The sequence below is a fragment of the Mycolicibacterium arenosum genome (assembly GCF_024320865.1).
Taxonomy (GTDB): domain Bacteria; phylum Actinomycetota; class Actinomycetes; order Mycobacteriales; family Mycobacteriaceae; genus Mycobacterium; species Mycobacterium arenosum.
The window spans coordinates 581,426-592,988 of record NZ_JANDBD010000002.1 but is presented as its reverse complement, the minus strand read 5'-3'; the positions used below and the strand labels follow the sequence as shown (position 1 = coordinate 592,988).

Here is an 11,563-nt window from a genome sequence, read left to right as displayed (position 1 = left end):
CGCGAGCACCGCCGCCGACACGGGCGATTTCAGGCCCGAGCGGTGCCGGTTACGTACGCACCCGCGCTCGGCGGCAGCCGCAGCGCTCCGTACAGGGTCGCCGCCATCAGCAGTGTCAGCAGGACGAACGCGCCGCCGAAGTCGCTGGCCGCGAACGGTATCCAGCCGTGGTCGAGCAGAGCGGCGCCCGCGGCGGTGGCGACCACCGCGCACGCGACGCCGATCCCCGCGAACAGCTCCTGGGCGCACGCGTGAATCGTGTTGGCGTCCGTCAGCTGCGCGGCGTCGACGTCGGCGAACGCCAGCGTGTTGTACGCGGTGAACCCGATACTGCGCAGCGCACCGCTGACGCACAGCAGCGCGGCGATCACCCAGAGTGGCGTGCCGGGCGAGATGAGGGAGAGGGCGCCGGTCACGACGATCGAGGCCAGCAGTGTCACGACGAGCAGGCGCTTGATGCCGACAACGCGCATCAGCGCGGTCGTCGTCGGCTTGACGATGACGTTGCCGAGGAACAGCGCGGACACCAGCGCTCCGGCCTTCACCGCCGACCAGTCGAAGCGCAGCTGGAACATCAGCGGCAGCAGGAACGGCACCGCGGTGATGACCGCGCGGTAGCACGACCCGTACACCGTCACCGAACGGAACGTGGCGATCCGCAGCACGTTCGTGTTCACCAGCGGGTGCGCCGTCGACCGCAGATGCCGCGCGGCGATCGCGGTGACGATCACGCACACCGCGGCGGCGGGCAGCAGCACCGGCCAGTGCACGGACCCGACCCGGATGGCGTCGAGTCCCACCATTCCCGCGGCGACCGCGAGCACGACGGTGACGATCCCCCACCCGTCGATCGGCCGGTGTTCGGCGGGCGCGTCCTCTCCTGGCATCATGCGCCATGCCACGGCGAGTCCGATCAGCGCCAGCGGCACGTTGATGAGGAAGATCCACTGCCACGTCAGATAGGTCGCGATGAGCCCGCCGAGCAGCGGCGCCAGGACGGGTGCGACGAGCGCGGGCCAGGTCAGCCAGGCGATCGCGGCGACCAGTTGGTTGCGGTCCACCGCGCGCAGCACCGCGAGCCGGCCGACCGGAACCATCAGCGCGCCGCCGAGCCCCTGCAGGACCCGCGCCGCGACCAGCATCGGCAGTGACGTGCTGAGCGCACACAGCGCCGACGCGACCAGGAAGACCGTGATCGCGACGAGGAAGACGCGGCGCACCGTGAACCGCTCCGCGAGCCAGCCACTGACCGGGATCACCACCGCGACGGTGATCAGATACGCCGCGACGGCGAGGTTCGCGTCGAGCGGGTCCACGGACAGGTCGGCGGCGATGGCGGGCAACGCGGTGACGATGATGGTGCCGTCGAGGATCTCCATGAACAGCGCCGCCGCCACCAGCAGTGCGACGCCGCGCGGAAAGTCCCGTCCCGCGCCCGCGTTCACCACGTGTGCAGAGTAGAGGGCCGGGCGCGTCCCCCGGCGAGCGTGCGTGTCTGTACCCCGACACTCCGTGCCGGGCGTACAGCCTCCGCACGCTCGAGGCAGCGCGGTCATCCACAGTCGACGGTTGATCCACAGATCGATCGACGCGTCTTCAGCTGGGCCCGCGCCCGACGCACGCTCGTCAGCATGGATGCACTCGATGCGCTGCTGGCGACTCAGGACGGCGTGGCGACCACCGGACAACTACTCGAGCTCCTCGGCCGACGCAGGCTCGAGACCCTGATCGACGCAGGCAATCTGGTGAAGGTGTGGACGGGCGTCTACGCACCTCCTGAGGTGGACGATCTCACCCGTCTGCGCGGTCTGGACCTCCGTGCGGGGCAACGGGTTCCGATATGTCTGGCGACGGCTGCCCGCGCGTACGGCTTCGACACCGAGGACGAGGTCGATCTGCACGTGCTGAACCCCGCGTACGGACAGCTGCGCCGTGCCGACGGGCTGGTTATCCACCGACGCGAGGGAGCACCGCTGAGGATGATCGAGGGGCGGCTGGCGACGACGCCGGCGTGGACTGCCGTCGAGGTCGCGCGCAGCCTGCGACGCCCGCGAGCCCTGGCCACGCTGGATCTCGCACTGCGCACCGGCACGTGCAATCGGCAGGATCTGCACATGGCCGCGGTCGAACAGTTCGGGCGACGCGGCATCGTCCACGTGCGTGAGCTGATTCCACTCGCCGAGGCCGCAGCTGAGTCAGCGATGGAGAGCGAAGCCCGGCTGGTCATGCACGACCACGCATTGCCCAGGCCCGAACTGCAACACCGGATAGTCGACCGGGACGGCATCACGTGGCGAGTCGACTTCGCTTGGCCCGATCGCAGGCTGGCCGTCGAATACGAGGGCTTCGACTATCACAGCTCGCCGGACGACCTGCGCCACGATCGGCGAAAGCGCAACGCGCTGAGTCGGATCAACTGGCGTGTGATGAGCATCGTCGCCGACGACGTCCGGAAGCGGCCAGCCGAGATGGCACGCGACATCGCAACCGATTTGAGAGCACGAGCGGCGGCATGAGCGTGCGTTGGCTGTACGCCCGGCACGGAGTGTCGGGGTACAGACACGCACGCTCGCGGTAGAACGTCAGGAGTCGCGGGACTCGAGCCAGGCGAGGAAATCGGCGGCGGAGAAGACGGGTTTGCCCCACTCGAGTGCCTTGCGGGCCTTACCGGACTGGCTGCCGACCTCGGCGGTGATGAGCACGTCGCAGCGGGTCTTGCTGACGGTCCGGACGGGCAGCAGCCCGGCGGACGACGCGCGATCGTGCATGTCGTCGCGGTCGATCACGCGGCCGCGGCCGTCCTCCGCGGTGCCCGTGAAGCACACGCGCGCACCGGGTATCAGTACCGCGGCGATGTCGTCGCCGACCGGGGCGGCCGACACCTCCCCGATCTCGACACCGAGATACCCCTCCACCGCGCGCAACCGCTGCAGCGCCTCGTCGGTCATCGGCACTCGCGACGCCGCCACCCGCAACTGATCGGCAACCGAGAACCGCGCCGCCGCGTGCCACGGCGTATCGGGCACCGCCTCCGGCGCCGACCGCCCGAGCAGAAGCGCGCCCACCGGTCGGCTGACGTCCAGCAGCGCCGACAGCGCGGGCAGGTGCACCGCCGTCGGCGTCGGCACCTCGGCGTCGCGGCTGACCAGGCAGCCGGTGGGCGACTCGGCCGTCTCGGGGTCGTCGAACGCGAGCGCGCCGGAATCGCCTGTCCCCGAGGCGAGAAACGCATCCAACGCCGCGCGAGCCCGGTCCAGCGCCGTCCCCCTCGCCAACCTGCCGGCCCGAATCTCGACGCCCAGCGGCGTGGCCACCACCAACCCCAGCCGCTTCAGTTCGAAGTCGATCAGCCCGAGCGTCTCGTCGATCCCTGCGCCGACGGGTGTGCACCCCGCCAGCATCGGCGCGACGACCTGCCACACCTCGGCGAGTGTCGGCGCCAGCAGCACGTCGGACACCGTGATGCCGAACTCCCGCCGTGCGTCGGCCAGGTCGCGCTGCGGGTTGACCAGCGTCGTGACCGCGGTGCCGTCGTCGAACGCCACGGCGAACTCCACCGGCCGCGGCCGGGACATCCGCCCCTCGTCGCCCACGGTGAGAATGCCGATGCCGCAGTACCGTCGGACACCGTCGTCCGCCGTGGCCTGCCGGAGGAACCGGACGACCCGCTTGTCGGTCTTCAGATCCTTCGGCAGCACAGGCCGTTTCAGCACCAGCCCGTTCAACGACGTGCACCGGCTCAGCGCCACGTACAGCTGACCGAACGAGAACATGCCACCGCTGAGGTCGACGACCATCCGGTCCAGCGTCTGCCCCTGGCTCTTGTGGATCGTGATGGCCCACGCGAGCTTGAAGGGCAGCTGCGTGTACGTGCCGATCACCTCGCGGCGCAGTGAGCCGCCGTCGACGACCGGCCGCGTCGCCTCCCATGTGAACGGACGCACATCGCAGACCTCACCGTCGGTGAACTCGACGGTGACCACTATGCCGTCGTCCATCCGCACACCGGTCACGCGGCCGAGGGTGCCGTTGACCCAGCGGTCGAACTGATCGTTGTTCAACATCATCACCTGTGCGCCGACCTTGAACCGCAGCTCGTCGTCCACCGGCGGATCGAACAGGCTCAGATCGCCGGTCCTCCTTGCCAGATAGGTGATCTCGTCCTCGGGCAGCCGAGCCAGCCGCTCCCGGTTGCGCGCGGTGACGAGCCGGTTGGTGGGGGCCAGCGTCAGCCAGAACTCGTCGTCGGGTGGGACGAAGTCGGGATCGGTCCGTGCGTTGAGCTCGTCGCGCGCGCGGCCGACGAGCACGCCTTCACGAATCTCGTTGAGAATGGCCGCCATCCGGTTGTCACCGAGCTGGCGGAACACCGTGGTGAGGGCGATCGTCGGAAAATCCTCGCGGCGGAACGTCTCGGCGGAGAAGAAGTACGGCGTCTCGTACCTCGCGTTGAGGTAGCCGGCCTCCGCTTCGTGTACGACGGGGGGCAACTGGTAGAGATCGCCGACGAGCACGATCTGCACGCCGCCGAACGGCGTCCCCGGCGCCGGACCGAACCGCTCGAGCGCCGCGGCGAACTGGTCGAACAGATCGGCCCGCACCATCGACGCCTCGTCGACGATCAACGTGTCGAGCGACGCCAGCGTCTTGGCGAACCGGCCGGGGTAGTACCGGCCCGTCCGCACGTCGTCGAGCGACGTCGTGGTGGTGAACCCGAACAGTCGGTGGATGGTGTACCCGTCGACGTTGAGTGCGGCGATCCCGGTCGGCGCCACGACCACGACGTTGCGCTCGGTCTCGGCGATGAAATGCCGGATCAGCGTCGACTTGCCGGTGCCAGCCTTGCCCGTCAGGAAGACGTGCCGGCCACCGCCGAGCAGGTCGAGAGCTTCGGTGAACTCGCCGGTGAGGACGAGACCGGGACCGTTCATCGCCGCCTCCTCCTCGAGGCGAGCGTAAACCACCCCAAGAGTCTCGGGACAGCGGTGCGGGCCGACCCTCGCCCGGCTGGCAAGTCGTCTCCGTGATGTGCTGCATCGACGTCGCACGCGGTCGGCCCGCAATCTCACAATAACACAACATGTGAACAGGTGGACAGATAACCGAAGCGCTCCTAGGGTCGTGGTCATGGCCGAATACACCCTTCCCGAACTGGATTACGACTACGGTGCGCTCGAGCCGCACATCTCGGGACAGATCAACGAGCTCCACCACGGCAAGCACCACGCGACCTACGTCAAGGGACTCAACGACGCCATCGCCACGCTCGAGGAGGCGCGCGCGAACAGCGACCACGCGGCGATCCTCCTCAACGAGAAGAACCTCGCGTTCCACCTCGGCGGCCACGTCAACCACTCGATCTGGTGGAAGAACCTCTCACCCCACGGCGGTGACAAGCCGGCCGGTGACCTCGGAGCCGCCATCGACGACCAGTTCGGCTCGTTCGACGGGTTCCGGGCGCAGTTCGCGGCGGCCGCCAACGGTCTGCAGGGGTCGGGCTGGGCGGTGCTCGGCTACGACACGCTGGGGCAGCGTCTGCTGACCTTCCAGCTCTACGACCAGCAGGCCAACGTGCCGCTCGGCATCATCCCGCTGCTGCAGGTCGACATGTGGGAGCACGCCTACTACCTGCAGTACAGAAACGTGAAGGCCGACTACGTCACGGCCTTCTGGAACGTGGTCAACTGGGAGGACGTGCAGAACCGCTTCGCCAACGCCACGAGCAAGGCGCAGGGGCTGATCTTCTAGCCGCTCTTCTCGTCCCGACGACGCCGCCGTACGCTCGCCACGTGCGGACGTTCATCACCGGTGTCGACGTCGACGGGAAGTCTTACGTCGTCAGTCAGGACGAGTTGACCGTCGACCAGGTGGCCCCCGGCTTCGGGATGGGCATTCCGTACGCCACGTCCACCAGTCCGCCACCGGCCCGACCCGCCGGCAGTGCGCCCCTGATCGACCAGGGCATCGCCCCCGGCGTCGTGCGGTGGATGGTCGTCGATCTCGGCCCGGACTCCGAGACCCCGCTGCACCACACCGACACCCTCGACCTCCAGACCGTGGTGTCGGGCACCGTCGATCTCGTGCTCGACGACGGTGCACACCGCCTCGAGCAGGGTGACCTGGTCGTGTTGACCGGGGTCGACCACGCCTGGAGGACCGGATCGGAGCCGTGCCGGTTGAGCGCGGTGCTTATCGGAACTCCCCCACCAGCCGCCGAGGATGCGCAGTGACCGAATTCAGCAGCCACACCGCGCTTTTCGATCTCACCGGCAAGCGCGCACTCGTCACCGGCGGAACCCGCGGCATCGGCCTGATGATGGCCCGCGGCCTGCTGCAGGCGGGTGCCCGCGTCGTGATCAGCTCGCGCAAAGCCGAGGCCTGTGAGCAGGCCAGGGCGCAGCTGGCCGAGTTCGGCGACGTGACGGCCATCCCCGCCGATCTGTCCAGCCACGACGAATGCCGAAGGCTCGCAGGCCTCGTCACCGCGGACGACCAACCGCTGCACATCCTGGTCAACAACGCGGGTGCGACGTGGGGCGAACCCCTCGAGACCTTCCCGGACTCGGCGTGGGACAAGGTGCTCGACCTCAACGTGAAGTCACCCTTCTGGATGGTCCAGGAGCTGGCACCGGCGCTGAAAGCCGCCGGCACAGCCGATGACCCGGCCCGCGTCATCAACGTCGGCAGCATCGACGCCATCCACGTCAGCCTGCTGCCCGTGTACTCCTACGCCAGCAGCAAGGCCGCGCTGCATCAGCTGACCAGGGTGCTCGCCCGCGAGCTCGGGCCTCAGCACGTGACCGTGAACGCCGTTGCGCCAGGACCCTTTCAGTCGAAGATGATGGCCGCCACCCTCGACGCGTTCGGCGAGTCCATCGCCGCGGCGGCACCGCTTCGCCGGATCGGCCGCGACGACGACATGGCGGGTATCGCGGTGTTCCTCGCCAGCCGGGCCGGCTCGTATCTGACCGGGGCGATCATCCCCGTCGACGGCGGCATCGCGACGACGGCGAGCGGATCGACCGGCTAGCCGGCCGGGGCGAGCGAAGCGACGGGAGAAGGGTGTGGCGGTCAGCGAGCAGCGCGCGGGCGTCGATCTCACCAACCTCGACGAGCCCCTGAGCCCCGACGCCGGGGCCACCAAGCGCGACCTCGTCGACTACCTCGAGGCCGTGGCCGACCGAATGCTGCCCGCGCTCGCCGGGCGCCCGCTGACGGTGAAGCGGGTGCTGCGCGGCCAGCGACCGTTCATGCAGAAGAACGCGCCCAAGTACACCCCCGACTGGGTGCGCACGACGCCGATGTGGGCCGAGGCATCGCAGCGCGAGGTGCACTACGTGCTGTGCGACGACCTGCGCACCCTGCTGTGGCTGGGGAATCAGCGGGCCGTCGAATACCACCCGACGCTCGGTCTCGCCGCGAACGTGTACCGGCCGACGCATCTGGTTCTCGACCTCGACCCGCCGGACGACGACTTCACGAAGGTCGTCGCCGTGGCCCACCTGGTGCGGCAGGCGCTGGCCGACAGCGGGCTGGACGGCGCGGTGAAAACCAGCGGCGCCAAGGGGATTCACGTGTTCGTCCCGATCGACGACGCGTCCCCCGTCGAGGACGTCGCCGGGGCGACGCGCGCCCTCGCCGCCCGCGCGGAGTCGCTCGACCCGGACATCGCCACAACGGCGTTCATCGTCTCCGATCGCGACGGCAAGGTGTTCGTCGACTCGACCCGCGCGGGTGGCGCGACGGTCGCAGCGGCCTACAGTCCCCGCTTGCGTCCGGGCACCCCGGTGTCGTTCCCGCTGGCGTGGTCGGACCTCGATAGCGTCACGCCCTCCGACTTCACCGTGCACACCGCACTCGCGAAACTCGAGGGACGACCGTCCTGGGCGCAGTCGATGCCTGCGCCGCAGCGCATTCCCGACGACCTCGTCGAGCAGGGCAGGACCATTCCCGTGGCCAGGGTCGCGGCCATGCACGAGGGGAAACGACGCGCCCGCGCCAAGCGAAAGGCCGCGGAGCAGTGAGCGTCGGCTTCATCGGGTTGGGCAACATGGGATTGCCGATGGCCACCCGACTGGTCGACGCCGGACACGGCGTCGTCGTGTTCGACGTGCGGGCAGACTCCGTGGAACGCATGGTCGAGTGTGGCGCCGTGGCGGGGTCGTCGGCGCGCGACGTCGCCGACCGCACCGACACCGTGCTGGCGAGCCTCCCGACGCCGCAGGTGTCCGAAGTGGTCGCGGCCGAGGTGTCCGGCGGCAGCGCCGTGCGCCGCTACGTCGACCTGTCCACCGTGGGTGCGCAAGCAGCACAACGCAATAGCGCCGTCCTCGCCGAACACGGGATCACCGCGCTCGACGCGCCGGTCAGCGGCGGCGTGCACGGCGCGGAGGCGGGCACCCTCGCGGTCATGGTGTCCGGTCCGCGGGCGGACTTCGCGGCGATGGAATCGGTGTTCGCCGCGATCGGTCGCGCCATCTTCGTGTCCGAGCAGCCGGGCGCCGCCCAGACGATGAAGTTGGTCAACAACCTGATGGCCGCCACGACGCTGGCCGCCACCGCCGAGGTCATGGTCATGGGCGTCAAGGCCGGTCTCGACGCGCACGTCATGATCGACGTGCTCAACGCGGGTTCGGGCGGCACTCACGCCAGCCGCGACAAGTTCCCGCGGGCCGTGCTGCCGCGCACCTTCGACTACGGGTTCGCGACGGGACTGATGACCAAGGACATCCGGCTCTACCTGGACGAGGCGCGGTCGCTCGGAGTGCCGTCGCGCGTGGCGGAGACGGTCGCCGCGCTGTGGGAGACCACGCTGGCCGAACTGGGCGCGGACTCCGACTTCACGTCGATCGTCAAACCCATGGAGGACGTCGCGGGCGTCGTCGTGGGCGGGGAGGAGCACGGCGGCGGTGGCTGACGTCGTCGTCGTCGGCGCCGGCGTCGTCGGGTTGACGACGGCGCTCACCCTCCTCGGCGATGGTCACCGCGTGCGGGTGGTGACGGCGGACCCGGTCACCGCAACGACGTCGGCCATCGCCGCGGCGGTCTGGTTCCCCACCCACGTCGGGCCTCCCGACCGGGTACTGCGCTGGGGCGCAGACACTTTCGACGCCCTCGTCGATCAGGCCGGCAGGCGGGTACCGGGGGTGGTGATGCGCGATTCACTGGCGCTGTACCGTGAGCCGCCCGGCGAACTGGACTGGATGGCCGCGGTCGGCGGCGTGCGCGACGCCCGCGCCGACGAGCTGCCGCCGGGCTATCCGCACGGACTGCGCTTCGCGGTACCGCTGACGGACATGCCGCGGTACCTGCCCTGGCTGGAAGCCGAGATCAACCGTTGCGGTGGTGGTTTCATTCAACAGAGGCTCCACACGCTCGACGAAGTAGACGGCTCCGACCTCGTCGTCAACTGCACCGGGCTGGGTGCCCGCGACCTGGTTGACGACGGTGCGGTGTACCCGGTCCGCGGCCAGGTGGTCCGGGTGGTCGACCCCGGCCTGCGCCTCTCCGTGCGTGACGAGCACCACCCGGCGGGACGCGCATACGTCCACCCGCGCGGCGACGACTGCATTCTGGGCGGCACCCTGGACGAGAACGTCTGGGACACCAGGGTGAATCCCGCGACCGCGCAGTCGATCCTCGAGCGCTGCTGCGACCTGGTTCCCGAGCTACGCGGCGCGACGATCCTCGGCCACGCCGTCGGATTGCGGCCGGGGCGACCCACCGTGCGGCTGGAGCAGGGGGACACGCTCTCGACCGGTGCGCGTCTCATCCACAACTACGGGCACGGCGGGGCGGGGATGACGTTGAGCTGGGGCTGCGCGCGGGAGGTGGCGCGGATGGCGGGGGGCATGGCGCCCGCGGCTCGGGAGGAGTACTCCTGAAGGCGGGGACGTATGAGCGAGAGGATCGGTGATGATCGAAGCGCTAACCGACATGCCGGAGGGCGTGAGCGGGATCCGGGTGTCGGGACGGATCACGGGTGACGACATCCGCTCGTTCAAGCCCGAGATGGACACGATGCTGGCCGGCGACGAACTCCGCTTCGTCGAAGTCATCGCCCCCGATTACGAGGGCTTCGGCAAGGGCGGTCTCGTCGAGGATCTGAAGCAGGGGTTCGGCGTGCTGTTCGAGCACCACGCCGCGTTCAAGCGGATCGCCGTCGTGTCCGACATGGAGTGGGTGGCCCACACGTTGCACGCGCTGTCGTGGATGGTGCCCGGCGACCTCAGGATCTTCGGGCTCGACGACCTCGAGGCGGCTAAGGAGTGGGCCGCAGGCTGAGCGCGGCGATCACCTCGCGAGCGGCCCGCTCGCCGGCCTCGACGGCTCCGTCCAGATAGCCGGGGTGATGGTCCGCGGTTTCAGCACCCGCCCAGTGCACGTCGCCAGTGGGAGTGGACGACATCGGACAGAACCCGTCCGTCGTTCCCGCCTCGGGCAGAGCCAGGTAACCACCACCGACGAATTCGTCTCGGTGCCAGGCCTTCTCATGCCAGCTCACAGGACCGAGCACGTCGGCGCCGAAGTGTGCGACCAGCGGGCCGAGAACAGCCTGCCTGCGCGCGGCGGCATCCAGGGGGTCGAGCGACCGGGCGGCCGGACCGCCGATGAGGACGCACAGGTGCCCCGGCCCGCCGGGCGCTGTCGAGTCGAACACCACGCTGCCGGGGCCGTCCAGGACCACGCACTCCCCGCCGGAGCGCCCCCGCCAGAACGGGCGCTCGTAGACCGCGATGGCCTTGTAGACCGAGCCCATGTAGGTGTTGCGTTCGAGTGCCGAGCGGGCCGCAGGCAGCGGCGGGTCGTGGTCGATCCGCGCCGCGACCGGTGGTGGGACGGCGACGATCGCCTTCTCGGCGCGGACGTCACCCGCGTCCGTGCGCACGGTGACGCCCGCGTCGGTGCGGACGATCGCCGTCACGCGTCTGCCGGTGCGCACGCGGTCGCCGAGCTCGGCCGCAATGCGCTCGGCGAGCGTTCCGGCCCCCTCGACGAGGAGCGTCTCCTGCGCCCCGCCCTTCGTCGAGAGGATGTTCACCAGTCCGCCTTGGCGCCCGATCATCTCCGTCATCGCGTGGACCGACATGCGGTCGAGGTCGCCGGTCCACGAGGTCAGCGCTACGACCTCGAGCAGGCGTCGGGCCCGCCGGCCGGGTACACGCCGCAGCCACTGGTCGACGGTGACGCGGTTCCACCGCTTCGGGGTGCCGACGCGGGCCAGCACTGCGACTCCGACGAGCGCCAGCGCCGCGACGAGCATCGTCGTTCCCTTCGCCCGGCGTGCACCGTCGAGCACCGCGGGAATCGACCCGGTGTGCATGGGGTACGTCGTCAGACCCAGCTCGGCGGCCATGGCCGCCACCCGGTGATGGTCGGGCCCGAGCCACTGGCCACCCAGATCGAGGCGCGACCCGAGCGCGGACGTCTCGCTCATCGAGCGCCCGCCAACCCGGTCCGCGGCTTCGAGCACGACCACGTCGACACCGGCGCGGTGCAGGTCACGCGCGGCCGTCAATCCGGATAGGCCAGCCCCGACGACCACCACGTGCACCATGCCCAT

The 11,563-nt window shown here is 69.8% G+C and carries 11 protein-coding genes; 8 read left to right on the top strand and 3 right to left on the bottom strand.

Going from position 1 to position 11,563, the window contains the following annotated elements; translation table 11 throughout:
• Nucleotides 1-29 precede the first annotated feature (29 nt).
• Nucleotides 30-1,448 carry an MFS transporter gene (locus NM203_RS06610; RefSeq protein WP_255058928.1) on the bottom strand — a complete coding sequence of 473 codons (1,419 nt, stop codon included), beginning with the start codon at nucleotides 1,446-1,448 and terminating at the stop codon, nucleotides 30-32.
• Between the two features lie 183 nt (nucleotides 1,449-1,631).
• On the opposite strand from NM203_RS06610, the gene NM203_RS06605 reads away from it, so the two are divergent.
• Nucleotides 1,632-2,516, top strand: coding sequence for an endonuclease domain-containing protein (locus NM203_RS06605; RefSeq protein WP_255058926.1), 885 nt, complete (start codon nucleotides 1,632-1,634; stop codon nucleotides 2,514-2,516).
• A 66-nt stretch (nucleotides 2,517-2,582) separates the two neighbouring features.
• Here NM203_RS06605 and NM203_RS06600 read toward each other — a convergent pair whose 3' ends face one another.
• Nucleotides 2,583-4,931, bottom strand: coding sequence for an AAA family ATPase (locus tag NM203_RS06600; protein ID WP_255059141.1), 2,349 nt, complete (start codon nucleotides 4,929-4,931; stop codon nucleotides 2,583-2,585).
• A 196-nt stretch (nucleotides 4,932-5,127) separates the two neighbouring features.
• Here NM203_RS06600 and NM203_RS06595 point away from each other — a divergent pair, with 196 nt between their 5' ends.
• The 7 genes from NM203_RS06595 to NM203_RS06565 are packed head-to-tail and all read left to right on the top strand — an operon-like array spanning nucleotide 5,128 to nucleotide 10,284.
• Nucleotides 5,128-5,748 carry a superoxide dismutase gene (locus NM203_RS06595; protein ID WP_255058924.1) on the top strand — a complete coding sequence of 207 codons (621 nt, stop codon included), beginning with the start codon at nucleotides 5,128-5,130 and terminating at the stop codon, nucleotides 5,746-5,748.
• A 41-nt stretch (nucleotides 5,749-5,789) separates the two neighbouring features.
• A complete protein-coding gene (locus NM203_RS06590; RefSeq protein WP_255058923.1) occupies nucleotides 5,790-6,230 on the top strand; it encodes a cupin domain-containing protein in 441 nt (146 codons plus the stop codon).
• Nucleotides 6,227-7,030, top strand: a complete 804-nt coding sequence (locus tag NM203_RS06585; RefSeq protein WP_255058922.1) for an SDR family oxidoreductase — start codon at nucleotides 6,227-6,229, stop codon at nucleotides 7,028-7,030. Before NM203_RS06590 ends, NM203_RS06585 begins: the two co-directional genes overlap by 4 nt.
• A gap of 34 nt (nucleotides 7,031-7,064) precedes the next feature.
• Entirely contained in the window at nucleotides 7,065-8,024 is a 960-nt protein-coding gene (locus NM203_RS06580; RefSeq protein ID WP_255058921.1) for a DNA polymerase domain-containing protein, read from the top strand.
• Entirely contained in the window at nucleotides 8,021-8,917 is an 897-nt protein-coding gene (locus NM203_RS06575; protein WP_255058920.1) for an NAD(P)-dependent oxidoreductase, read from the top strand. Before NM203_RS06580 ends, NM203_RS06575 begins: the two co-directional genes overlap by 4 nt.
• Nucleotides 8,910-9,884: an FAD-dependent oxidoreductase gene (locus NM203_RS06570; RefSeq protein ID WP_255058919.1), complete on the top strand. Its 975-nt coding sequence runs from the start codon at nucleotides 8,910-8,912 to the stop codon at nucleotides 9,882-9,884. The genes NM203_RS06575 and NM203_RS06570 overlap by 8 nt, the downstream gene beginning before the upstream one ends.
• 31 nt (nucleotides 9,885-9,915) lie before the next feature.
• The gene (locus NM203_RS06565; RefSeq protein WP_255058918.1) at nucleotides 9,916-10,284 is read left to right on the top strand and encodes a SpoIIAA family protein; all 369 of its coding nucleotides are present in this window, start codon (nucleotides 9,916-9,918) and stop codon (nucleotides 10,282-10,284) included.
• Here the strand turns inward: NM203_RS06565 and NM203_RS06560 are convergent.
• On the bottom strand, nucleotides 10,262-11,557 hold the full coding sequence (locus NM203_RS06560; protein ID WP_303624188.1) for a flavin monoamine oxidase family protein: 1,296 nt from the start codon (nucleotides 11,555-11,557) through the stop codon (nucleotides 10,262-10,264). The genes NM203_RS06565 and NM203_RS06560 overlap by 23 nt on opposite strands.
• Nucleotides 11,558-11,563 lie beyond the last annotated feature (6 nt).

Bases quoted from the DNA above. Each gene is read 5' to 3' on its own strand.
- NM203_RS06605 (WP_255058926.1), top strand. From the start codon at position 1,632: ATGGATGCACTCGATGCGCTGCTGGCGACTCAGGACGGCGTGGCGACC.
- NM203_RS06600 (WP_255059141.1), bottom strand. From the start codon at position 4,931: ATGAACGGTCCCGGTCTCGTCCTCACCGGCGAGTTCACCGAAGCTCTC.
- NM203_RS06595 (WP_255058924.1), top strand. From the start codon at position 5,128: ATGGCCGAATACACCCTTCCCGAACTGGATTACGACTACGGTGCGCTC.
- NM203_RS06565 (WP_255058918.1), top strand. From the start codon at position 9,916: ATGATCGAAGCGCTAACCGACATGCCGGAGGGCGTGAGCGGGATCCGG.
- NM203_RS06560 (WP_303624188.1), bottom strand. From the start codon at position 11,557: ATGGTGCACGTGGTGGTCGTCGGGGCTGGCCTATCCGGATTGACGGCC.